This window comes from Clostridium sp. CM037 (assembly GCF_055081095.1).
Genome location: NZ_CM143650.1, coordinates 3,141,048 through 3,164,981, shown reverse-complemented (window position 1 = coordinate 3,164,981; position 23,934 = coordinate 3,141,048). Strand labels below are relative to the sequence as shown.

General features: G+C 32.5%; 21 protein-coding genes and 1 pseudogene. 15 read left to right on the top strand and 7 right to left on the bottom strand.

What is annotated here, in order from left to right; translation table 11 throughout:
* The first annotated feature begins 28 nt into the window (after positions 1–28).
* From iolG to ACWJKP_RS15235, 6 genes and pseudogenes are all read left to right on the top strand, one after another.
* Positions 29–1,042, top strand: a complete 1,014-nt coding sequence (gene iolG / locus ACWJKP_RS15260) for an inositol 2-dehydrogenase (protein ID WP_224578813.1) — start codon at positions 29–31, stop codon at positions 1,040–1,042.
* A gap of 18 nt (positions 1,043–1,060) precedes the next feature.
* Positions 1,061–1,957, top strand: a complete 897-nt coding sequence (gene iolE / locus ACWJKP_RS15255) for a myo-inosose-2 dehydratase (protein ID WP_165414387.1) — start codon at positions 1,061–1,063, stop codon at positions 1,955–1,957.
* Between the two features lie 143 nt (positions 1,958–2,100).
* A pseudogene (locus ACWJKP_RS15250) lies at positions 2,101–3,294 on the top strand (sugar porter family MFS transporter); the annotation flags it as partial.
* Positions 3,295–3,458: 164 nt separating this feature from the next.
* The gene (locus tag ACWJKP_RS15245; protein ID WP_224578815.1) at positions 3,459–3,827 is read left to right on the top strand and encodes a 50S ribosomal protein L7ae; all 369 of its coding nucleotides are present in this window, start codon (positions 3,459–3,461) and stop codon (positions 3,825–3,827) included.
* A gap of 631 nt (positions 3,828–4,458) precedes the next feature.
* Complete coding sequence (locus tag ACWJKP_RS15240; protein ID WP_165414397.1) at positions 4,459–4,650, top strand: PTS sugar transporter subunit IIA; 192 nt, start codon at positions 4,459–4,461, stop codon at positions 4,648–4,650.
* Between the two features lie 118 nt (positions 4,651–4,768).
* The gene (locus tag ACWJKP_RS15235; protein WP_165414386.1) at positions 4,769–5,044 is read left to right on the top strand and encodes a hypothetical protein; all 276 of its coding nucleotides are present in this window, start codon (positions 4,769–4,771) and stop codon (positions 5,042–5,044) included.
* Positions 5,045–5,203: 159 nt separating this feature from the next.
* On the opposite strand, the gene ACWJKP_RS15230 is transcribed toward ACWJKP_RS15235, so the two are convergent.
* Complete coding sequence (locus tag ACWJKP_RS15230) at positions 5,204–5,443, bottom strand: hypothetical protein (RefSeq protein WP_462961300.1); 240 nt, start codon at positions 5,441–5,443, stop codon at positions 5,204–5,206.
* Positions 5,444–5,717: 274 nt separating this feature from the next.
* On the bottom strand, positions 5,718–6,725 hold the full coding sequence (locus ACWJKP_RS15225) for a hypothetical protein (protein ID WP_462961299.1): 1,008 nt from the start codon (positions 6,723–6,725) through the stop codon (positions 5,718–5,720).
* 801 nt (positions 6,726–7,526) lie between these two features.
* On the opposite strand from ACWJKP_RS15225, the gene ACWJKP_RS15220 reads away from it, so the two are divergent.
* Positions 7,527–8,012, top strand: a complete 486-nt coding sequence (locus ACWJKP_RS15220) for a MarR family transcriptional regulator (RefSeq protein WP_165415024.1) — start codon at positions 7,527–7,529, stop codon at positions 8,010–8,012.
* 265 nt (positions 8,013–8,277) lie between these two features.
* Complete coding sequence (locus tag ACWJKP_RS15215) at positions 8,278–8,847, top strand: flavin reductase (protein WP_202881902.1); 570 nt, start codon at positions 8,278–8,280, stop codon at positions 8,845–8,847.
* Positions 8,848–9,060: 213 nt separating this feature from the next.
* Here ACWJKP_RS15215 and ACWJKP_RS15210 read toward each other — a convergent pair whose 3' ends face one another.
* On the bottom strand, positions 9,061–10,521 hold the full coding sequence (locus ACWJKP_RS15210) for an IS1182 family transposase (protein WP_224578778.1): 1,461 nt from the start codon (positions 10,519–10,521) through the stop codon (positions 9,061–9,063).
* 284 nt (positions 10,522–10,805) lie between these two features.
* On the opposite strand from ACWJKP_RS15210, the gene ACWJKP_RS15205 reads away from it, so the two are divergent.
* A complete protein-coding gene (locus tag ACWJKP_RS15205) occupies positions 10,806–11,798 on the top strand; it encodes an alpha/beta fold hydrolase (RefSeq protein ID WP_462961298.1) in 993 nt (330 codons plus the stop codon).
* A gap of 291 nt (positions 11,799–12,089) precedes the next feature.
* Positions 12,090–13,085: a M28 family peptidase gene (locus tag ACWJKP_RS15200; RefSeq protein WP_224578816.1), complete on the top strand. Its 996-nt coding sequence runs from the start codon at positions 12,090–12,092 to the stop codon at positions 13,083–13,085.
* A gap of 201 nt (positions 13,086–13,286) precedes the next feature.
* Here ACWJKP_RS15200 and ACWJKP_RS15195 read toward each other — a convergent pair whose 3' ends face one another.
* From ACWJKP_RS15195 to ACWJKP_RS15180, 4 genes are all read right to left on the bottom strand, one after another.
* Complete coding sequence (locus ACWJKP_RS15195; protein WP_165414766.1) at positions 13,287–15,524, bottom strand: ATP-binding cassette domain-containing protein; 2,238 nt, start codon at positions 15,522–15,524, stop codon at positions 13,287–13,289.
* A gap of 210 nt (positions 15,525–15,734) precedes the next feature.
* Complete coding sequence (locus ACWJKP_RS15190; protein WP_253198308.1) at positions 15,735–15,938, bottom strand: helix-turn-helix transcriptional regulator; 204 nt, start codon at positions 15,936–15,938, stop codon at positions 15,735–15,737.
* Positions 15,939–15,945: 7 nt separating this feature from the next.
* Entirely contained in the window at positions 15,946–16,314 is a 369-nt protein-coding gene (locus tag ACWJKP_RS15185; protein WP_165414765.1) for a hypothetical protein, read from the bottom strand.
* A gap of 178 nt (positions 16,315–16,492) precedes the next feature.
* Positions 16,493–16,696, bottom strand: a complete 204-nt coding sequence (locus ACWJKP_RS15180) for a recombinase family protein (RefSeq protein ID WP_165414764.1) — start codon at positions 16,694–16,696, stop codon at positions 16,493–16,495.
* A 462-nt stretch (positions 16,697–17,158) separates the two neighbouring features.
* Between ACWJKP_RS15180 and ACWJKP_RS15175 the strand changes: the two genes are divergently transcribed.
* The 5 genes from ACWJKP_RS15175 (at position 17,159) to ACWJKP_RS15155 (ending at position 23,788) form a co-directional block, all read left to right on the top strand.
* A complete protein-coding gene (locus tag ACWJKP_RS15175) occupies positions 17,159–18,589 on the top strand; it encodes an aldehyde dehydrogenase family protein (RefSeq protein ID WP_462961297.1) in 1,431 nt (476 codons plus the stop codon).
* A 199-nt stretch (positions 18,590–18,788) separates the two neighbouring features.
* Positions 18,789–19,532: an acetoacetate decarboxylase gene (gene adc, locus ACWJKP_RS15170; RefSeq protein ID WP_462961296.1), complete on the top strand. Its 744-nt coding sequence runs from the start codon at positions 18,789–18,791 to the stop codon at positions 19,530–19,532.
* Positions 19,533–19,715: 183 nt separating this feature from the next.
* Positions 19,716–21,176: an IS1182 family transposase gene (locus ACWJKP_RS15165; protein WP_224578778.1), complete on the top strand. Its 1,461-nt coding sequence runs from the start codon at positions 19,716–19,718 to the stop codon at positions 21,174–21,176.
* 972 nt (positions 21,177–22,148) lie between these two features.
* Entirely contained in the window at positions 22,149–23,051 is a 903-nt protein-coding gene (locus tag ACWJKP_RS15160; RefSeq protein ID WP_165414821.1) for a DUF2268 domain-containing putative Zn-dependent protease, read from the top strand.
* Positions 23,052–23,053: 2 nt separating this feature from the next.
* Positions 23,054–23,788 (top strand): MerR family transcriptional regulator, encoded by a 735-nt coding sequence (locus ACWJKP_RS15155; protein WP_462961295.1) that lies wholly within the window; start codon positions 23,054–23,056, stop codon positions 23,786–23,788.
* Positions 23,789–23,934: the final 146 nt, after the last annotated feature.

Here is a 23,934-nt window from a genome sequence, read left to right as displayed (position 1 = left end):
TGCTGATTAAGAGGGGGTACGGGGCAATATGTTAAAGGTTGGAATTATTGGTGTAGGAAGAATTGGGAAGGTACATGGAGAAAGTATATCAAAATATGTTAAAAATGCTGAAATTAAATCAATTGCTGATGCATACTTAAACGATGCTACAAGAGAATGGGCAAAGAGTAAGGGAATACTTGAGGTATATACTGACTATAAAAAAATATTAGAAGATCCAGAAATTGATGCAGTATTAATTTGCTCCTCAACAGATACACACTCACCAATCTCAATAGAAGCAATAAGAGCAGGAAAGCATGTTTTCTGTGAAAAACCAATTGATCATGATTTAACTAGAATAAAAGAAGTCATTAATGAATTAGGTAAATCTAAGGTTAAGTATCAAGTAGGGTTTAATAGAAGATTTGACCATAACTTTAAATCAGTTAAGAATGCGGTTGCTAGTGGAAAAATTGGAGAACCTCATATTTTGAAAATAACTTCAAGAGATCCTGAGCCACCTTCAATAGATTATGTGAAGATTTCTGGTGGCATGTTCTTAGATATGACAATTCATGATTTTGATATGGCTAGATATCTTTTAGATAGTGAAGTTGAAGAAGTTTATGCAGTCGGTAATGTATTGATAGACAACGCTATAGGCGAAGCTGGGGACATTGATACAGCTATTATAACATTAAAGATGCAAAACGGAACTTTAGCAGTAATTGATAACTCAAGGCAGTCAGCTTATGGATATGATCAAAGGGCTGAAGTGTTTGGATCATTAGGTCAAGTTTCAATAGCAAATGATAGCACTTCATCGGCAGTAATATCAAATGAAAATGGTGTTACAGGAGAAAAACCATTATTCTTCTTCCTAGAAAGATATATGCAGGCCTATGCGCAGGAAGTAACAGAATTTATTGACGCAATCGTAAATAATACAGATACACCTGTAGATGCCGAAGATGGGTTACAAGCTGTATTAATTGGTGAAGCTGCTACAAAATCATTACATGAGAACAGACCAGTTAAATTATCTGAAATTAAATTTTAATTATGAGGGGTGGTAATTATGTTAAATAGTAAAAAGGTCAAATTAGGTATTGCTCCAATTGCATGGACAAATGATGATATGCCAGATTTAGGAAAAGAAAATACTTTTGATCAGTGCTTGAGTGAAGTCGCATTAGCCGGTTTCCAAGGAACAGAGGTAGGAAATAAGTATCCAAAGGATGTTAAAGTCTTAAAAAAGGCTTTAGAGCTTAGAGGGTTGGAAATTGCAAGCGGTTGGTTTAGTTTATTCTTAACTACGAAACCATATGAAGAAACAAAGGCGGAATTCATTAAGCATAGAGATTTTCTACATGTTTTGGGAGCTAATATAATCGTTGTAGCTGAGCAGGGACATAGCGTACAAGGTGAAGTAGATACTCCAGTGTTTGATGAAAAGTACCATTTTAATGAGGAAGAATGGAAGTTACTTGGAAATGGATTAAACAAGTTAGGAAAGTTGGCCCAAGATAAGGGTATGAAAATGGTTTACCATCACCATATGGGAACAGGAGTACAAACAACAGAAGAAATCGACAAGCTTATGAGCACTACTGATGAAAATTTAGTTTACTTGTTGTTTGATTCAGGTCATTTAGTATATTCAGGTGAAGATCATATAGCAATACTTAAAAAATATATAAACAGAATTAAGCACGTTCATTTAAAAGACGTTAGATCAGAGATAGCAAAAAAGGTTAAAGATGAAAAGCTTAGTTTCTTAAAAGGAGTTCGATTAGGAGCGTTTACAGTACCAGGTGATGGAAGCATTGATTTTAAGCCAATATTCAAAATTTTAGCAAAAAATAATTATGAGGGTTGGTTTCTAGTGGAAGCAGAGCAAGACCCTGCAAAGGCAAATCCATTTGAATATGCAGTAAAGGCAAGAAAATATATTAAAGAGACATGCGGACTATAATCTCCATGTAAGTATATTAAATTTATGTGGTGTATTTTTATTATACTATAATGAAGGGAAATATAAAAGTTTACCGGTTAAAAGTTAGGGAAACCAATGCTTTCTGAATTTAGCAAGCTACTAATTATGAAGTAGGAGGACGTTTATCTGATAGATACGGTAGAAAAACAATAATTAAATTTCTTGCTATAGTTTTCGTCTTTGCAACTTTAGGTTGCTCAATTTCATCTAGTGCATCAATTTTAATCTTTTGTAGATTTATATTAGGACTAGCTGTGGGAGGAGCATCAGTTATTGTACCAACATTTTTAGCTGAAATATCTCCTACACACTTAAGGGGAAGTATCGTTACCCAAAATGAAGTTATGATTGTTATTGGACAACTATTAGCTTATATATTGAATGCTATTTTAGGAAATGTTTTTGACACTCCTGGTATTTGGCGCTATATGATAGTCATTGCTACTATCCCAGCACTTATCTTATGGGTTGGAATATTAACAGTTCCTGAAACCCCAAGATGGTTAGCTACTAAAGGAAAATTTTACCAAGCGTTGGAGATTTTAAGAAAAATTCGTAATGAAGAAGATGCAGAGGAGGAAATTAAGGAAATAGAACAAATTATTCAATCTGAAAAAAATTTAGAGTGTGCTACTTTTAAAGATTTAAATACTCCATGGATTCGCCACATTGTATTAATTGGAATCGGAATAGCCGTTACACAACAAATCCCAGGAATTAATATAATGATGTATTATGGAACAACAATTTTGGAAAAAGCCGGTTTTGGAACTCGAATGGCATTAATAGCTAATATAGCAAATGGATTAATGTCTGTTATTTCGGCAGTTATCTATATGAAATTTTTTGCAAATAGATTTGGTCGAAGACCCTTATTATTAATAGGACTTTCTGGAACTACCTTAACTATGCTTGCAATGTCTATTCTTACAAATACGTTAGCGGGTTCAAGTATGCTTCCATACGTTGTACTTATATTTACTGTGATTTTCTTAGCTTTCTTCCAAGGGTGTCTTGGACCAATAGTCTGGTTATTACTAGCCGAAATTTTTCCGATAAGAATAAGAGGATTAGGAATGGGTATTGCAGTATTTTTCCTATGGACCACTAACTTTTTTATTGGCCTTCTTTTCCCTACAATATTAAAAGGGTTAGGTTTATCTGGTTCATTTATGGTATTTGTAGTGTTAGGCGCTATGGGTATGATATTTGTATATAAATGTGTACCAGAAACACTTGGTATATCTCTTGAAGAATTAGAGAAAACTTTTAAGAATTATAAAACAAAAAATACAGGGATAACTATAGAAAAATAAATAGTAGGAATTACAGGTAATGCTTTTTTATCTCAATATTAATAAAACCTATTTTGTTTTCTTATATACAATTAATAGTAAAAATAGTATAATTGAGTAATTATTTATATCGTAATCGTTGAAAATGATGAAGACTATTTAAATTAAGTGAAGGGAGAATGAAAATGGCTTCTAAAAAAAGAATAGTATTGCTAACTATGACAATTATGATAATTAGCTTATTTGTTGGATGTGATAATAATACTATGCGTAAGATTTATAATGACAATAGTAAAATAGCCAATGTACCTGATACTTTTGGATTAGATCAAAGTAAGGAAACGATAGAATCGGGAATATATAAAGGAAAGTTGAAATTAAGTGGAAGTGGAACTATTTGGGCATATGAGAGTAGTACAGATTTTGATTTGCAAGTTCCATATACATTATCAGTAAATAGTGAAAAGGCAAAAATTGTTTTAATATCGCCTGACAATACAGTTGTTAATCTTGTAGAAAATACAGACAAGGCTACTATAAAGGGAGCAACATAATTAACTGTACCAATTAAGAGGGGTAATAATCGTATAAAGGTAGTAGGTTATGAAAAAGCAGATATTGATATTGAATTACATATAGACAAAGGTACATTTAAAAAAATAGGTTCTTAATTAGTGTGATTTCTAGTCATTAATAATAAAGATTATTCTTATATGTCATCTTAATAGGGGTATGGCAACATAGCCATCAAGCTAAGAAAACTCTATAAAAATAAATTTCCCCATTTGTAAAAATGTTATTATTAAAGAGACAATAAAAGGACACACCACTTCAGGAATTGCCCCGCTTGATTTCACTGTACATGTATTAAGAAAGCTTGATGTATTGTATTAGATTCGTGGCAACAACTTTATAGGACTCATAATGCAAAATACTTCTTTGAAATAATGCATTTAATTAAATAATATACTATTTCTAAGTTTCTTAATTAGCCAATGAAGAATAACTAAATTATGCTGTTTATAGAAATATGGATACCTTTTTTATTGGGGTATTTTCATATATTGTTCATCAACTTAAAAAGGCAGCAATGCCTTTTTTCTATATAATCTGCTAATATCATAGAAATCATAGATCTATTATCCAATCTGAGATCCTAATAATATCCATAATATATATTGAACCATTTTTTGTAATTCGTTAGCAAGTTTCAACCTTTGGCAAATAGCAATACCAGAAGATGGAAAGAATGAACATTTAAAGATTCTTCAAAGACTTGCTATAAGCTTAATGGACGATGAGATTAAAGAAGAAATAGTAAATGCAACAGATAAAAAAGTTATAGAAGAATTATTAAATCGCAATACAGAGCAATAAGTAAAATAGTAAGCTATTAATGTAGAAAATTTCTAAATTCATAGCTTTTTTATATAATAATAACTAAATTAGATACAGATTGAATGTTTAATAAAGCTTGTCTGGATTTTCTGTCCGTATGTTTTCTATGACAAGAGATGCTAATGAGTTTTTCCATGACAAAAGAATTGATGGAGATATTTATTTTTCTGGAGGATATGATTTGTTTCAAGAAGTGGAACATATATTTTCCTATGATGAGATCGAGTATTATGAGAAATTGGGGATCAATTACTATGAAGAAGATTCTTTTGAACTTATTAGATGGTTTTCGGAAATATGGAAGAAAATTATTGGAAGAAAAATCAACATTCCTTCGTACTTATGTTTACATGAACGATATAAGATCTTTTGATCTAATAAATTTGAGAAGTGTTTAGGCACATGCTGAATATTAGTTCCAGCATGTGACCATTTTTACAATTATGTCCATTGCATCCTATTTGAATCTACCAAAATAGATATTTTAAAGGTATTAATGATCTATTACTAAGTAAATACAAAATATTTTATACTAGAATTTTACTGAAGACACAAAACATAAATTAACTGCAGCTCCACCGGTTCCAGGAATGTCAATTAATGCTAAACTTGCACCAGTTGCTAAAACAGTGTTGTTGCCTGATATTATATTGTCTCTATTTGAATCTATATTAGCAACACTTTTACTAATATTATCTTCAAACAATAATCTTAGCTGTTCAGAGCAACATTGCTTACAAGCATCTGACATATCTTTAATAGTTTTATCCAAAGCAACTTTCAATGCATCTGGTACTTTATCGGAAGAACTATCTACTAAAGCGGAAGCTTGTATTAACTCAATTTCACAAAGAGATACAATTGTTCCATCTTTAAATTGAACTAATACCGCTGTGGATGCATCATTTGCATCAGGATAAAATCTATCTATGCTGTCATTAGTTACAGGTGGTTGTGGTGCTACTGTTTCAACCCTTATTTTAGTTGCACTAACGCTAAATAGATAACCTAAAACTACTCTTAAACTTGGTAAACAGCATTCACAACTACTTGGCCCGGAAGGTCCTTGAGCTCCAGTATCGCCTTTCGGTCCTTGTGGACCGGAAGGTCCTTGAGCTCCAGTATCGCCTTTCGGCCCTTGTGGCCCGGAAGGTCCTTGAGAATCGGTCCTTGTGGACCGGAAGGTCCTTGAGCTCCAGTATCGCCTTTCGGCCCTTGTGGCCCGGAAGGTCCTTGAGCTCCAGTATCGCCTTTCGGTCCTTGTGGACCGGAAGGTCCTTGAGCTCCAGTATCGCCTTTCGGCCCTTGTGGCCCGGAAGGTCCTTGAGCTCCAGTATCGCCTTTCGGTCCTTGTGGACCGGAAGGTCCTTGAGCTCCAGTATCGCCTTTCGGCCCTTGTGGCCCGGAAGGTCCTTGAGCTCCAGTATCGCCTTTCGGTCCTTGTGGACCGGAAGGTCCTTGAGCTCCAGTATCGCCTTTCGGCCCTTGTGGCCCGGAAGGTCCTTGAGCTCCAGTATCGCCTTTCGGTCCTTGTGGACCGGAAGGTCCTTGAGCTCCAGTATCGCCTTTCGGCCCTTGTGGCCCGGAAGGTCCTTGAGCTCCAGTATCGCCTTTCGGTCCTTGTGGACCGGAAGGTCCTTGAGCTCCAGTATCGCCTTTCGGCCCTTGTGGCCCGGAAGGTCCTTGAGCTCCAGTATCGCCTTTCGGTCCTTGTGGACCGGAAGGTCCTTGAGCTCCAGTATCGCCTTTCGGCCCTTGTGGCCCGGAAGGTCCTTGAGCTCCAGTATCGCCTTTCGGTCCTTGTGGACCGGAAGGTCCTTGAGCTCCAGTATCGCCTTTCGGCCCTTGTGGCCCGGAAGGTCCTTGAGCTCCAGTATCGCCTTTCGGTCCTTGTGGACCGGAAGGTCCTTGAGCTCCAGTATCGCCTTTCGGCCCTTGTGGCCCGGAAGGTCCTTGAGCTCCAGTATCGCCTTTCGGTCCTTGTGGCCCGGAAGGTCCTTGAGTCCCAGTATTTCCTTTAGGTCCTTGTGGACCAGCAGGTCCTTGAGCTCCATCACCTTTCACCTTGCCCTTGTGGACCAGGTGGACATTGTGGTGGCATGGTTTTGGTTTACAACAAGTTTCACAATATTTTTTTTTATAATTTGTACAATTTTTACAACTTACAATATCATTCTCATCAATAGAATGCCAATAATACCTACTGTTTGGTCTTTGATTAATCCCCATAATATTTTCCTCCTTAATTCTAATAAAAAGCTCTACTTTATATAATATGTGACTATGACAATTATGATAATTATCTTATTTGTTGGATGTGGTAATAATACTATGAGTAAGATTTATAATGACAATAGTAAAGTAGGCAATATATCTGATACTTTTGGATTAGATTAAAGTTCAGGAATTGCCCCACTTGATTTCACTGTACATGTATTAAGAAAGCTTGATGTATTTTTACCAGAAGTATTAGATTCGTGGCAACAACTTTATAGGACTCATAATGCAAAATACTTCTTTGAAATAATGCATTTAATTAAATAATATACTATTTCTAAGTTTCTTAATTAGCCAATGAAGAATAACTAAATTATGCTGTTTATTAGAAATATGGATACCTTTTTTATCGGCGTATTTTCATATATTGGTCATCAACTTAAAAAGGCAGTAATGTCTTTTTTCTATATAATCTGCTAATATCATAGAAATAACACGAATGATGAATGGTTATACGACTTTGTCTCTATTTTTTCAGATGTAGCTCAATTCTTAGAATAATTACTTTAACATTGTTGAAATAGAAACAAAAGTATAATATAATATTGTTAATACACTAACGGGTGGGAGGTTAGGCCATGAACAAAGAAGAACAGGTCATAATGGGTTTCAGGGACTTATTAAACAAGATAGTTTCGCTTAATAAGTTTAAGATGAAAGACAGTCTTAAGGGCTATAAGTCTTCTGAAGTACATTGCATCGAATACATTGGAAGAAATGTAGATTCAAACGTGACAAAACTTGCGGAGTCCTTTTATATGACTAGGGGTGCCATAAGTAAAATGACTAAGAAGCTCATAAAAAAAGGCATTATCGAAAGCTACCAGAAACCGGATAATAAGAAAGAAATCTATTTTAGGCTTACTGAGCAAGGGAAAGTAATTAACAAAGTCCATGAGGAACTGCACAAAGAGTTTCAAGAGCGGGATAAAGCCGTATTTGAGCAGGTAACCGAGGAACAATTTGATATCATGCTTAGCTTCGTGGAAAAGTATAGTACGCATTTGGATGCAGAAATAAAGAAGCAAGGTGTAGATATAACAAATCGAAATGATTCTGAATAATGGGGTTGTATAAAAAAGTAGCCTAAAGGGGGCTGTATCAAAACGCTGAAACATCAGCGTATGATACAGCCCCACTTTATTATTGACAAGGAAACAATAAAGTGATAGAATAGTTATGTTGCCAAGGAAACATAACTATTCTTTTTCGAGAGGTGAGAATTTTAAGTGTGTAAATTTAAGTAAATCAATACACAATCTACAGAACAAACCGTTATATAGTATATATAATAATACTATAAATAGACCAGACATAAAAGGAGAAAAAATGAAGGAAAAAATAAATCATGTAAATGTCAAAGAGATGAATTTTGATCAATTATTTAAACAAATGTCTACGGAAGAGATATGCGACAATGTACTTACGTTGGTAGGAAAAGATTTTACGGTTATTACTGCGGGCAAGGAAGATCATTATAATTCCATGATAGGCAGTGGGGGTGGCTTCGGAACTCTTTTCAAAAAAACCAACACTTGGTGTATTCTTCGAGCAGACCGTTATACACTTGAAATAATTCAAAAAGAGCAAACATATACGCTGTCTTACTTCTCGAATGAATATAAGGAACAAATGCTCTTTTTGGGAAGTAAATCAGGAAGAGATAGTGAGAAAATGAAAGAAGTTGAATTGACAAGTGTTAAAACTCCTTCCGGAGATATGTCTTTCAAAGAAGCCAGACTAATTATTGAATGTAAATTAACGCAACTTACTACCCCCAATCCCAGTGACTTTTACACACAAGAAACTAAAGACTATATAAACGAAGCTTACAAAGAAGCAAACCATTATCGCAAATTTGTATTTGGGGAAATCACCCATGTTTGGGTAAAGAAATAAGAAGAAACCAGAATTAACGCAGAGAATAATAAGTCATTCTCTGCCTTTAAGTCGTAGGGGTTAAAAACAGGGTTGTTTTTTAGAGGCCACTGAAAAAAGCACTCTCTTTTCAGTAAGTTTTTTAGGCTTGAACAGAAAAAATATGAAATACCCATATTTTTGGATGTTTCATGCTTTTTCTTTTTATATTTTTATATTTAAGTTAAAAAAGCCTTATTTCATGCCTTTCAACTTGATTATTCTCTTTAGATTCACAGTGAAGATTGATAACGCACCTTGCATTTGCATGCTAATTAAACCTGACGATGTTGCTACATCATAGCCATGCTGGTGCTTAAGTTCACTGTTTTTAGCCTCTATCATATAACGTTCTCTAGCACGTTTTTTAAAATACTCACTTTTTTCGAACTCTATTTGATCTTTGTGAGTATTTGACTTTATTGAAACCGAATAAGTTTTAGATTTAGCACCTTCTTTATAGCACCCATCTTTATGAACACAATTTTTACACTTTTCTACATTAAAATAGTAAGTTAGCACTTGATTTTTACCAACATTCTTCTTTCCCTGTTTTGCTTTTTTAATAGCCATATGGCCTGCCGGACATACAAATAAACCAGCATCTTTATTAAACTCAAATTCATCTTCTTTTTTTCGCATTCCTTGTGAAATTACAGGATTTAGTCTTGAAATTAATACAATTTTATTTTCTTTTGTATATTTTAAGTTTTTCATTTCAGAATAAGCTGTATCTCCAATTACTTCATTAACATCTATACCAGCCTCACGGCTTTTTTCTATTAAGGCTATGAGCTCCTTTCCATCACTTTTTTCGCCAGTTGTAATAACAGCTGCTGTAATTAAACGTTCTTCACTCATAGCAAGGTGTGATTTATATCCAAAAAAAGAACTATCTTCAGTTTTATGCCCCACTTTTGCATCCTCATCTTTTGATAGTTTTAGATTTTCTAAGTCATCATTAATAGCTTCCATTAAGTAGTTTAATTTAGTTTTCACAGCTGGATTTGCTGCAGTTTCTGGCTTCTCGTTTATGCTATCAATTAATAATTTGCAGTACTCAAGAATATCTTCAAGTACTCCAGTTGTAACTTTATTAGGTAACTCTTCTTTAATACCAGGATGTACTCCATACAATGTTTTTCTTAAGTTTTTTGCACGTTTCAATAATTCTTCGCTTGCTGACTTTTGGTTATAACGTGACTTGGTATGCGTAGCATCAACTATTATTGCTTTACTTTTTAAAACTCCCTCTTTTATAGCAAGTTCTACAGTCTTGTTTATTAATAAATCCAATAAATTCATGTCTTTAAGGCGAAGCTTTCTAAATTTAGTTAATGTACTTGAGTTTATTAAATTTGTTTCTTCTGGGGCTAAATTTAGAAAATATTTAAAGGACATATCATAAAGAGTTCTTTCAACAACATCTTCATCAGACAATTCATATATTACTTTCAAAAGTAAATATTTAAATAGCATTATGGGGTTAATAGCACCTCTACCCATAGATGAACTATAGTTAACCACCAATTCATCATAAACAAATGAAAAGTCAACAAGGTCATTAATTTGCTTTAAAATGTTATCTTCCGGAATAATTAACGAATATAAGCTATGGTATGTATTTATTTTTATTTCCAATTGTCCTTTTAGCATAATAGTATAGCCCCTTTTATTTTAGTCTACTATACTAATTCGACATATCTTTTAAAATTCCTTTTTGTTTTTAGTCTTTTACATAAAAAAAATCGCCATCTTTAATTCGATGACGATTTTTCATATAGTTTTTCAGTGGCCTCGTTTTTTAACAACTCTTTTTTTGCTTCCCCAAAATTTGAAAAACATACAATTTTATGAAATTAAAGTATAAAATATGGTATATTCTTATGTGTAAGGTATATTTAACTATCTTATTTTTAAAAATATAAGGGGGAGTTAAAATGAGAGGAAATGTATCAAAAAAGCTTATATCTACTGTAGTAGCGGCTACACTAATGTTGGGGTCATTCTCAATAAATGCATATGCTAAGGAAGATAATAATCAATTTGAAGGTAAGGTAAGCATAGGCGATTTCGGGCTATATACTAAAATAGCGGGAGAGGGCAAGGTTTCTGTAGTGTTTGATTCAGGTTATAATGATGGTATAAATACTGAAAGTGATCCCCAAAAAGGTTGGGGAGAAATTCAACAGGAAATATCTAAATATGCAAGAACAGTAACATATGATAGAGCGGGGCTTGGAAAAAGTGATGATACTGCAAATAGAGAACCATTAAATGATAAAGATAGGCAACTATTGATGAATAATAATTTTTGCTCAGTATCATATGATAGCTCAATATTTGAAAAAGGTAATGGCAAAACAGCCATTGATAAAGCTCGTAACTTACATGCCCTTTTAAGAGCAAAAGGTGTTAAAGCACCTTATCTTTTAGTAGCTCATTCAATAGCTAGTTTAGATGCTGTTGAATTTACAAAATTGTATCGAAAAGAGGTTGCAGGCATAATTATGGTAGATGGTTCAGGAAAGAATGTTATGGGGGATGCGATAAATTTCATTAATTCAAATATGCCAGAACTGAAAGAATCTCTCTTAGGTCAGTTTACTAAAGCGGATGGCACAATAGATGAAGTATTACAAAGTGAGCAGCAGGTGTACCAAGCAGGAGATGTACTTAGAAATGTACCATTAACTTACCTATCAGCAGATTATGAAGGTATGGGACCCATATATCAAGCAGTTGTAAACGCAGAACAAGAAGATTGGCTTAGCTGCTCTAATTATTCTAAAAGAATACCAGTTCCAAATTCTGGACACTATATATATATAGACCAACCTCAGTACGTAGTAAACGCAATTAAAGACATGATTAATACTATAGAAAATAAAAATTCACCACACAAGGATGATAATCAAAAGATTATGAAATAATAATCGGTACTTTGTTAAGGTCAATTCAAGTAAAGTTTGCGCTAGATTAAGAGGATGATTTCTGTATTGTGAACAGGAGTTATCTTTTTTTATTGGCCATTCTAAGGGGGTCATTTTCAGGATTGCAGCTGAATCTTGAGAAAACAAGGATTTTATATTGTAAAGATGATGATAGAAAGGGAGATTACCCAGATTATAAAATTTCGTTTGAGGACTATTTACAGAAATGATTGAATAGCCATAATAATATTGGAAAGAATTATAAATATAAAACTGTTAGGAGGAATTTATATGAAGCCTATACTAAAATTAAGTGTTATATTGGCCATGGTTCTAACTTTTTCATCTTGTTCTTCTCCAGAAGTTAGCCAAAATTCTAAGACAACTACTGGAAACCATGGACAATCAGTACAAGTATCGCAGGTTCAAACTCCTGTAAAGATTCCAACTATTAAAGAAACAGTTGCTACTTTATGCTCAGATGAGTTTCGGGGGAGATTAACTGGCTCAAAAGGAAATGAAAAAACTGGCGAATATATTGTGAAAACTTTTAAAGACATAGGATTAGACCCTTTTTTTGATGATAGTTATTATCAAAAATATTATCTGGGAGTTAACAGCAGTTATAGAGGCGGAGAAAATAATATTAAACTTAAAATGGTTAATAATGTTGTAGGAGTTATAAAAGGTAAAAAAAGCGAAAATGCAGTAGTGATATCAGCTCATTTTGATCATTTAGGATATGTGGATGGAACAATTATTAGGGGAGCATTAGATAATGCTTCGGGGGTATCAGCCTTAATAGAAGTAGCACATAAACTAAAAGAGAAATCTAAAGCAAAACCATTTGATACGGATATAATTTTTTGTGCCTTTAATGGAGAAGAAGTTGGATTAAAGGGGAGTCAAGCTTTTGTCAATGCTGTTACATCTACTAATTATAATTTCTATAACATTAATATAGATTGTGTAGGAGCTAAAAAAGGAGGAAAACTTGCTCTAAAGAATAAGAACGAGCTTTCCAATAAGTTATATGGCGCAGTAAAAACTGCTTTTAAAAAGGATAACATTGGATTTGCAGATACTGTGGTGCATGGTTTAAGTGACCATGTCAATTTTCAATCTATGGGGATTCCCAGTGTTTTTATAGCACAAGAAAATGTTGAGAATTTAGTCCATAAACCCACAGATACTCCGGACACTTTAGATTATGGGCAAATAGATAAAATTGCAAATGCTATAAGTGATTTTATAGGGGCAAATGATGGAGTAATATTTATACAATAGTTATTGTTGAAAAAGGAGACTAATAAAAGAATATAAATATAGTTGCGTCGCAACTATATTTATATTTCATCACAAGTAACCCCATATCTAATGATAGGGGGTTTAATATATTTAGATTATATTGATGTTCTGAATGTAACACTAGAATTTGTACTGTATGTTATAATAACAATATTTAGTAAAATGCACTTTATCTCTAAACTATATATATTTAGCAGTAAGAGATTCTTTACATTTAGTTAACTCTAAAGGTGTCCCCTCAAAAATTACATTTCCGCCTCTTATACCACCCTCTGGTCCAAGATCTATTATCCAATCTGCGCTCCTAATAATATCCATATTGTGTTCTATTATAATAACAGTATTTCCATTATCAACAATATTTTCAACTATGCCTATGAATTTTTCTATATCAGACATGTGAAGTCCAGTTGATGGTTCATCCATAACATATATTGAACCATTTTTATGTAATTCGTTAGCAAGTTTCAACCTTTGGCATTCTCCACCGGATAATGTATCAAGTGTTTGACCTAAAGTTAAATATCCAATTCCCATTTCTTCTATTGACTGTAACTTTGTCTTAATTTGTTTATTATTAAAAAATACTAAAGCTTCCGAAACAGTCATATCTAGAACATCAATTATTGTTTGATCTTGGATAGTATATTCTAAAACTTCTTTTTTGAACCTTTTACCAGCACATTCTTCACAAGTGTTTTTAGTATTCTCCATAAAAGCAAGGTTTGTTTCAATTATTCCAGTGCCATTACAATTTTCACAGGCACCTTTTGAATTATAACTAAATAGTGATGCATTGACGTTATTATCTTTTGCAAAGACCTTTCTTATGTTATCCATTATTCCACCATAAGTGGCTAGGCTTGATCTAGAATTTGCGGAAACCGCACTCTGGTCAATTAATATAACATCTTTATTTTGATTTGGAAATTCCTGTTTCATAAGTGTACTTTTCCCCGAGCCTGCAACACCTGTTATAACCGTTAATACCCCCTTGGGGACCTTAACTGATATGTTTTTTAGATTATTTGTATTGCAATTATTAACTTCTAGATATCCATTAGGCTTTCTTGTAACTTTTTTAATTGAAAGACTACTCTTTAAGGCATTTCCTGTAAGTGTGCCAGATGTGAGTAATTCATCATAGCTTCCTTCAAATACTATATTACCGCCTTTGGTACCTGCATATGGACCAACATCAACAACATAATCAGCGATTTTTATGACATCTGGATCATGTTCAACTACAATAACTGTATTTCCTTTATCTCTGAGCTTTTGTAATAGATCATTTAATTTATGAACATCCCTTGGATGAAGCCCAATACTTGGCTCATCAAATATATACAATAAATCTATAAGATTACTATTTAAATGCTTAACCATCTTTATGCGCTGAGATTCACCACCTGATAGTGTTGAAGTCTCCCTATCAAGGGTTAAATACCCCAGGCCTATATCAATAATATTATTGAGTTTTTCTTTTATACTCTCAATTACCGTGGAGACTTCTTTAAAATTAATTTCGTCTATAACATTAATAAGCTCATCAATTTGCATTGACATAAAATCTGAAATGTTATAACCATTAATTAAAGAACTTAATGCTTCTTGATTTAGTCTTTTACCGTGGCACAGAGGGCATTCTGCTGACATCGTTAATTTACTAAGCTTTTTCTTTGAAGCCTCAGACATTTCTTTATCACTATTTAAATATGATCTATTAAACTTTAGAATTAACCCTTCATAAGTTATATTCATTGTTCCAATAACATTTACTTTTATCTTTTCAGGGGGGCCATATAAAAATTTCTCTAGTTCCTCATCTGTATAATCACATAGCTTCTTATCATTATCGAAAAATCCAGATTCAGCGAATATTTTCCATGGCCAAGAACCAATACCAAACCCTGAGAGCAATATAGCACCTTCATTAATTGATTTATTTTTATCTACAATTTGATCCATATCTACAGTTAGTTTCATGCCAAGGCCCTCACACTCCGGGCACATACCACTTATATCATTAAAAGAAAACTTATTTCGTTGAGCTATATGAGGAATTGCTATTCTAGAAAAGAGCATTCTAATGAATGGGTTGATATCTGTAATCGTTCCAAGGGTTGACCTTGAACTCGCACCAATTCTTTTTTGATCAATAATTATCGGTGTAGATAAATTTCCTATATATTCAGCTTTCACTTCGCCATACTTTGGTAAAAAGTTTCTAATAAAGGCACTAAATGTCTCATTTAACTGACGTTTTGCTTCCTTTCCTATTGTATCAAAAACAATAGAGGTCTTTCCTGAACCAGATACCCCAGTAAATATAGTGATTTTTCTTTTAGGTATATTTAATGAAACATTTTTTAAATTATTTTCTCTACATCCTTTTAAGATTATAAACTCTTCCTTCATTTTATCTCCTCCATCGATCATTCTTCTGTTGCTCTTACTATATCTACATTTATATCTAGTGTTTCTATAACTTCTTTTAAATAATCCTAGTTGCCAACTTTTATTTGATAAAGCATTTTAAATATAGACATCATACCATAATTAGTTAGGTCATAGATTTTTTATATATTTCGTCGCAAGTAATCCTATATATAATGTTACAGGTATTACTCATAATTCATCTATAAATTCAAACAATTCTTCAACTCTTACTTCAAAGACTTTAGCCAAACCTATAGCAAGTTTTAAAGAGGGGTTATATTGCCCTTTTTCTAACCGGATTATAGTTTCTCTTCTTACTCCAACTTTAGCAGCTAATTCATCCTGTTTCATATTGGTTTTTGCCCGATATTCCTTTAATTTAGTTACTAACATTATTTAATTACTCCCCTTCACTATCACTTATTGTGCGGTCGAACCATAAAAATAATATACTTTTTGCAGCTATAGCAGCAAATGCAACACATCCAAAAACATTAGCTGGAATTATGACCTCTTTCAATGTCAAGAAATGAAATACTACGAAAGCTACTAACATTAAAATTATTATTATCTTATTTGCTTTATTAATATTTGATTCTACCAGTTCATCTGCTTTTTCATATTCCCCCACAAACACAAACACCGTATAAAAAACGATTTCTGCTAATACTATAATACTAATAGGTCTTTCCATTGGTATTACTGACAAAACTCCCATAATGATGGATAGACCTGCAATTAAAAAATGTTTTTGTTTTAAGTCTTTCATAAGTTCCCTCCTATATGTGATTAATTTATCACTTTATGTTACAATTAAATCACATATTGAAAGATATATCAATACAAATGTGATTGATTTATCACTTTATTTTAGTTCTATTGAGTTGACAATTTTAAATTAGGTCTACCCAACTTAATTCCCTTCTCCTTAGCATTCTTTAGTATCTCTATAACTCTACCATGTATTTTTTTCCTTTCCTTGTTAATACTTTATACTGTTTTCTTTCAAAGTCCTTACCACTTGCTCTATCCTCGAATGTAACTTTATATTCAATGTTATTAGATACAGCATATTGTTCTAGGGCTTCATGTTGCCTGTCTGTGTTTTGTTCCTTGGTGCTAACTCTTATATAAGCAAATATATTTTTCATCCTTTACAACTCCCACGAATTATTTACCATGATTTTATTGTAATGGGTACCATAAAACATATCAAACCACATTTGTTTAAATCATTAAAAATCTAGTTGCCTAAAAACTATGAATTTTTAGGAAGAATCATTCTTTACAGATCATATGATAAAAATATCTCACCTCAGTGTAGTTTGGTATCGTTTAAAATACTTGTTATTGCGTTTATTACATTTATATACTATTTTTGTATTAATTAGTGGTAATATCCTATTTGTACAGAAATAAAATATCTTATTCACTAAAACATGTTTGTTATAAAATGAATAGCCCTACGCCAATTTTTTATTGAATATCGATGGTTAGAAATAATTCTATACTATTATTATAATTTCCAGTTATCTTTATCATTTTGTAGTTAGTTGAAATACTGGGAATTCATTAAAAACTAAATTAAAATTAATTATTCGAGGAGGAAAACTATGATGAAAGATGTATTAGTATCACCACAAACAAAAGATTTAAATGTAATAACAAATGTTGAAGGTACCAAATTTAAACAAGCTAACAATGAGGGTTTATATTTAGGAGTGTTCGAAGACGTTAAAATTGCTATTGCCAAAGCAATATATGCACAAAAGGCGTTGACTATTTCTTATAATAAAGAAGATAGAGAACGACTTATAAGAAGTATAAGAAAGGCTACATTGGAAAATAAAGAGATACTCTCAAGAATGATTTTAGAAGAAACAAAAATGGGACGATATGAAGATAAAATATTAAAACATGAATTGGCAGCTAAATATACTCCGGGTACAGAAGATCTAACTACTACAGCTTGGTCTGGAGACCACGGGCTTACCGTAGTAGAGATGTCTCCATATGGGGTCATAGGTGCGATAACACCCTCCACAAATCCAACGGAAACTGTTATTTGCAATAGTATAGGTATGATAGCTGCCGGAAATTCTGTCGTGTTTAATGGACATCCAGGGGCAAAAAAATGTGTTGCATTTGCTGTAGATATGATAAATAGAGCCATCATCTCTTCTGGTGGTCCAGAAAATTTAGTAACTACTGTAGAAAACCCAACTATGGAATCCTTAGGTGTAATTATGAAACACCCATATATAAAACTTTTATGTGGGACTGGAGGACCAGGATTAATAAAAACACTTTTAAATTCAGGTAAAAAAGCTATAGGTGCAGGTTCCGGAAATCCTCCTGTTATAGTAGATGATACTGCAGATATAGAGAAAGCCGCAAAAAGCATCATAGAAGGTTGTTCTTTTGATAACAATTTACCTTGTATTGCAGAAAAAGAAGTGTTTGTTTTTGAAAATGTAGCAAATGATTTAATAAATAATATGATTCAAAACAATTCTGTACTTCTAAACAAAGAGCAAGTATCAAGGTTATTAGATTTAATACTAATAAAGAAAGATGAGAAAAGTTATAATTGCAACAAAAAACTAGAATATGATATAAATAAAAAATGGGTAGGAAAAGATGCAAAATTATTTTTAGATCAAATAGATGTAGAAGCCCCTACTAACGTTAAATGTATAATATGCGAGGTAGATACAAATCATCCTTTTGTAATGACAGAGCTTATGATGCCAATACTTCCAATTGTAAGAGTTAAAGATGTTGATGAAGCTATAGAGTGTGCAAAAATAGCGGAACAAAACAAACGACATAGTGCATATATATATTCAAAAAATATTGATAATTTAAATAGATTTGAAAAAGAAATAGATACAACTATTTTTGTAAAGAATGCTAAATCCTTTGCTGGAGTAGGCTTTGGTGCAGAAGGATTTACAACTTTCACTATTGCGGGACCTACTGGTGAAGGAATAACCTCTGCAAGAAATTTTACAAAACAAAGGAGATGTGTGCTTGCAAACTAACTTTTTAATGGAGCCGGTGCATTTACAAACCATGGCAGGGAGATACAACCATTGATGAAATTAATTTCGTGACAGAAGCAAATTTAATTATTCCAAATGATATAAAGATTATGGATGTATAAAAATTTACACTTCAAAATATAGTACTTGTAAAAAAATATGTTGATAGTAATAAATAAGAAAAGAGAGTGATTATTTTATGTTAGAAAGTGAAATAACTAACCACATTACAACACCACTTACTGCTCCATCATTTCCTAGAGGACCCTATAGATTTCATAACCGTGAATATCTTAATATAGTATACCGTACAAGTGCTGATGCCTTACTAAAAGTTGTACCGGAACCTTTATCTTTAGATTTAGATGAACCTTTAGTTAGAGTTGAAATGATGTATATGCCGGATGTAAGTGGATTAGGTGCTTATACAGAATGTGGCCAGGTTATTCCTGTAAGTTTTAATGGTATAAAAGGTGACTATTTGCATATGATGTATTTAGATAATTATCCAGCTATTGCCGTTGGTAGAGAACTTAGTGCCTACCCTAAAAAACTTGGTTATCCAAAACTATTTGTTGATTCAGATACATTAGTTGGTACATTAGATTACGGAAAATTAAGAGTATTAACTGCTACGATGGGATATAAACACCAATCTTTAGATATAAATGAGGCACGCAATGAAATTTGCCGTCCTAATTTTATGCTAAAAATTATACCTAATTATGATGGAACTCAAAGAATTTGCGAGCTCATATCTTCACAAATTACGAAGGTTACTATACATGAGGCATGGACTGGTCCTGCAAGATTACAATTATTCGATCATGCTATGGCACCATTTAATGACCTACCTGTAAAAGAAATAGTATCCTGTTCTCATATTCTTACGAACTTAACACTTCCTACTCCTAAAGTTGTATATGATTATCTAAAAAAATAATTATAATATATCACTGCATAAAAAGATATCACCAACTGGCGAGGCCACTGAAAAACTATAAAAAAAATCGTCATCGAATTAAAGATGGCGATTTTTTTTATGTAAAAGACTAAAAACAAAAAGGAATTTTAAAAGATATGTCGAATTAGTATAGTAGACTAAAATAAAAGGGGCTATACTATTATGCTAAAAGGACAATTGGAAATAAAAATAAATACATACCATAGCTTATATTCGTTAATTATTCCGGAAGATAACATTTTAAAGCAAATTAATGACCTTGTTGACTTTTCATTTGTTTATGATGAATTGGTGGTTAACTATAGTTCATCTATGGGTAGAGGTGCTATTAACCCCATAATGCTATTTAAATATTTACTTTTGAAAGTAATATATGAATTGTCTGATGAAGATGTTGTTGAAAGAACTCTTTATGATATGTCCTTTAAATATTTTCTAAATTTAGCCCCAGAAGAAACAAATTTAATAAACTCAAGTACATTAACTAAATTTAGAAAGCTTCGCCTTAAAGACATGAATTTATTGGATTTATTAATAAACAAGACTGTAGAACTTGCTATAAAAGAGGGAGTTTTAAAAAGTAAAGCAATAATAGTTGATGCTACGCATACCAAGTCACGTTATAACCAAAAGTCAGCAAGCGAAGAATTATTGAAACGTGCAAAAAACTTAAGAAAAACATTGTATGGAGTACATCCTGGTATTAAAGAAGAGTTACCTAATAAAGTTACAACTGGAGTACTTGAAGATATTCTTGAGTACTGCAAATTATTAATTGATAGCATAAACGAGAAGCCAGAAACTGCAGCAAATCCAGCTGTGAAAACTAAATTAAACTACTTAATGGAAGCTATTAATGATGACTTAGAAAATCTAAAACTATCAAAAGATGAGGATGCAAAAGTGGGGCATAAAACTGAAGATAGTTCTTTTTTTGGATATAAATCACACCTTGCTATGAGTGAAGAACGTTTAATTACAGCAGCTGTTATTACAACTGGCGAAAAAAGTGATGGAAAGGAGCTCATAGCCTTAATAGAAAAAAGCCGTGAGGCTGGTATAGATGTTAATGAAGTAATTGGAGATACAGCTTATTCTGAAATGAAAAACTTAAAATATACAAAAGAAAATAAAATTGTATTAATTTCAAGACTAAATCCTGTAATTTCACAAGGAATGCGAAAAAAAGAAGATGAATTTGAGTTTAATAAAGATGCTGGTTTATTTGTATGTCCGGCAGGCCATATGGCTATTAAAAAAGCAAAACAGGGAAAGAAGAATGTTGGTAAAAATCAAGTGCTAACTTACTATTTTAATGTAGAAAAGTGTAAAAATTGTGTTCATAAAGATGGGTGCTATAAAGAAGGTGCTAAATCTAAAACTTATTCGGTTTCAATAAAGTCAAATACTCACAAAGATCAAATAGAGTTCGAAAAAAGTGAGTATTTTAAAAAACGTGCTAGAGAACGTTATATGATAGAGGCTAAAAACAGTGAACTTAAGCACCAGCATGGCTATGATGTAGCAACATCGTCAGGTTTAATTAGCATGCAAATGCAAGGTGCGTTATCAATCTTCACTGTGAATCTAAAGAGAATAATCAAGTTGAAAGGCATGAAATAAGGCTTTTTTAACTTAAATATAAAAATATAAAAAGAAAAAGCATGAAACATCCAAAAATATGGGTATTTCATGTTTTTTCTGTTCAAGCCTAAAAAACTTACTGAAAAGAGAGTGCTTTTTTCAGTGGCCTCCCAACTGGCAGGTGGTATTTTTTTTGCATTTTTAAATAATAGATTAACAAAAATATTAATTGTTGTTAATCTATTATTTGCAATAATGTTATTAACATTTGTTCTATAAATCAATCTTTGGGATATGTGTAGTAATGGAACGAAAATCCCTGTCGTTTCAATTAAATAATTGTTTAATTCATAAAACGTTTACAGTTAATTTACAGTTAATCTAACTGTTATTAAACAGTAGATCACGTAGTACTGATCTTGTTAATATACCTGTTGATTGCTCATAATTCAATCTTTTTAGTTCAGGAGCGGCTTCAAGTCTTTTTCTCCAACTAGTTTTAGCTCGTGCCATTTTAACTAAAATTTTAATATTAGCTTGAGTTCCATTCTTAATTTTATAAGTTATTAATATCTAAACCACCTCGCTCCTCTTTTTTATATTCCTATAGGAAATGTTAGTATCATTTATTTGTGGAATGAATTTAAAAGAGCACGTTATAGAGCCTTTATCTAACTTTTATAATAAAATCATATCATAAAATATGAAATTTTTTTGTAATATTGTGTTTTAATTAATGATAACTATTTTGCAAATTTCGCTAATATTATAAATGTAGACTCTTCTAAATTGGCGCCTATGTCAAGGATATTCTAAAAAAAAGGTACTAACAAGCCAAGAGCTAGACATCCTGATAATTCACATAAGTATCTGGTTATATTTTTAAAGCTATATATTCAATAACTTCTTTAATAGTTTTAAAAGCATCACTAGATTTAATTTTGTTATTGACTCTAACGTAACGTAATAGTTTATTGTATAACTATATCAAAAAGAAAAGAGGTAAAGAAAATGAAAGTTACAGCAATTAGATCAGATGAAATCTATAAAAAAATGATTTCCTCAAAGCTTGAGCAGCGAGATGACATCTATCGATATGAACTGATGAAACCATTTGAATTTAAGTGGTCATGTATTGGTATTCCAATTAAATCGGATCAGTCAGGTGGTTACGATGTTGTTATGGCAAGCAGTATGGGTGGTGGATTTTCACCAAGCCAAATTAACAGTGAACGAATTAATGATGTTGAAAAAATCAGTGATGAAAGATTTTGGAGTGATTGTGAGGAGAGTATTACAAAAACGCTTAATGAGTTTGAGGATAATGGTATTTCACTTCCTACAAAAGATTATATCTTTACTGTTTTACTGAATGATCCACTAAACCCAATGTCAAAAATGACTGGTGATTATTGTGGCGATGGGGGAATTCCTGGTTATATCATCGGAACAATTATCCCCAATGAGCAATCGATTAAAATGCTACCTGTCGCGCTTGCCCACGAAACCAATCATAATGTAAGATGGCAGTTTATGCATTGGAGTAATGGAATTACATTGGGAGATATGATTGTTAGCGAAGGTTTAGCAGAAAACTTCGCCGCCTTTATGTTCGGAGAGGATAAAATCGGTATGTGGGTTAAAAACACAACAGCAGAAACGCTTGCAACTGTTATTAAACCTGCAATTAAGGAGAATTTGAACAATAATGACTTCAATAAACTTTCAGCATTTCTCTATGGCGATGAAATTATGGCCATGCGTGGTGTAAAGCCAGTTGGTATGCCTTATTGCGCAGGATATGCTTGTGGCTATTATCTAATCAAGCATTATCTTAAAAAGACTGGTAAAACAATATTTGAAGCTACAATTACACCAACTGTTTATATTTTAAAGGAAACAGAGGATTTTTAAAATTGAAGATTAATGAAATTGCAAAATTAACTGGAGTTACAGTAAGAACATTGCATTATTATGATGAAATAGGATTGCTTAAACCGAGCCAAATTACTGAAGCATGTTATCGCTTATATGATGAAAATGACATTGCTGAATTGCAACAGATATTATTTTTCAAAGAGTTGGAATTTTTGCTTAGTGAAATTAAGGATATTATTACAAATCCTACATTCAATAAAACAGAAGCACTAAAAAATCACAAAGAGTTACTTATTAAAAAGCGTGAACGAATTGATAATCTGATAACTCTTGTAGACAATACAATAAAAGGAGAAAATAACATGAGTTTTAAAGAATTTGATATGACAGAAATTGAAAGTGCCAAAAATAAATATGCAAAAGAGGTTAAAGAACGTTGGGGGAAATCTGATGCCTATAGCGAAAGTGAGAAAAAATGTAACAATTATAGTGAAAATCAGTGGCAGGAAATAAACGAGGAATTCAGAGATATTTTAAAAGCCTTCGCTACCAATATGAATAATAAAACTCAAGGCAGCGAAGAGGTTCAAGCACTTGTTAAAGAGTGGCAGAGTTTTATCACAGCAAGATGGTACAACTGTACAAATGAAATTTTGCAGTGCCTTGGTCTTATGTATGCTGGAGATGAACGTTTTAAGAAAAACATTGACCAGAATGGTGAGGGAACAGCAGAATTCCTCTCACAGGCAATTGCGATTTACTGCACAAAATAAGTATAACTTTTAGTTGTAACCGGCAATCACAAAGGGGAAGATTTCGGCAAACTAAAAGGGTGAATTTCTTCCAGTTCAAAAACTAAGGTTGGTGTAGCGAACTATAGAATAATGGATATATACGTTTATAAAATTTGTTTCGGGGA

Coding starts and splice junctions, on each gene's coding strand:
- iolG (WP_224578813.1), top strand. CDS start 29: ATGTTAAAGGTTGGAATTATTGGTGTAGGAAGAATTGGGAAGGTACAT.
- iolE (WP_165414387.1), top strand. CDS start 1,061: ATGTTAAATAGTAAAAAGGTCAAATTAGGTATTGCTCCAATTGCATGG.
- ACWJKP_RS15245 (WP_224578815.1), top strand. CDS start 3,459: ATGGCTTCTAAAAAAAGAATAGTATTGCTAACTATGACAATTATGATA.
- ACWJKP_RS15235 (WP_165414386.1), top strand. CDS start 4,769: ATGTTTTCTATGACAAGAGATGCTAATGAGTTTTTCCATGACAAAAGA.
- ACWJKP_RS15225 (WP_462961299.1), bottom strand. CDS start 6,725: ATGGAGCTCAAGGACCTGCTGGTCCACAAGGACCTAAAGGAAATACTG.
- ACWJKP_RS15220 (WP_165415024.1), top strand. CDS start 7,527: ATGAACAAAGAAGAACAGGTCATAATGGGTTTCAGGGACTTATTAAAC.
- ACWJKP_RS15215 (WP_202881902.1), top strand. CDS start 8,278: ATGAAGGAAAAAATAAATCATGTAAATGTCAAAGAGATGAATTTTGAT.
- ACWJKP_RS15210 (WP_224578778.1), bottom strand. CDS start 10,521: ATGCTAAAAGGACAATTGGAAATAAAAATAAATACATACCATAGCTTA.
- ACWJKP_RS15205 (WP_462961298.1), top strand. CDS start 10,806: ATGAGAGGAAATGTATCAAAAAAGCTTATATCTACTGTAGTAGCGGCT.
- ACWJKP_RS15200 (WP_224578816.1), top strand. CDS start 12,090: ATGAAGCCTATACTAAAATTAAGTGTTATATTGGCCATGGTTCTAACT.
- ACWJKP_RS15195 (WP_165414766.1), bottom strand. CDS start 15,524: ATGAAGGAAGAGTTTATAATCTTAAAAGGATGTAGAGAAAATAATTTA.
- ACWJKP_RS15190 (WP_253198308.1), bottom strand. CDS start 15,938: ATGTTAGTAACTAAATTAAAGGAATATCGGGCAAAAACCAATATGAAA.
- ACWJKP_RS15185 (WP_165414765.1), bottom strand. CDS start 16,314: ATGAAAGACTTAAAACAAAAACATTTTTTAATTGCAGGTCTATCCATC.
- ACWJKP_RS15180 (WP_165414764.1), bottom strand. CDS start 16,696: ATGAAAAATATATTTGCTTATATAAGAGTTAGCACCAAGGAACAAAAC.
- ACWJKP_RS15175 (WP_462961297.1), top strand. CDS start 17,159: ATGATGAAAGATGTATTAGTATCACCACAAACAAAAGATTTAAATGTA.
- adc (WP_462961296.1), top strand. CDS start 18,789: ATGTTAGAAAGTGAAATAACTAACCACATTACAACACCACTTACTGCT.
- ACWJKP_RS15165 (WP_224578778.1), top strand. CDS start 19,716: ATGCTAAAAGGACAATTGGAAATAAAAATAAATACATACCATAGCTTA.
- ACWJKP_RS15160 (WP_165414821.1), top strand. CDS start 22,149: ATGAAAGTTACAGCAATTAGATCAGATGAAATCTATAAAAAAATGATT.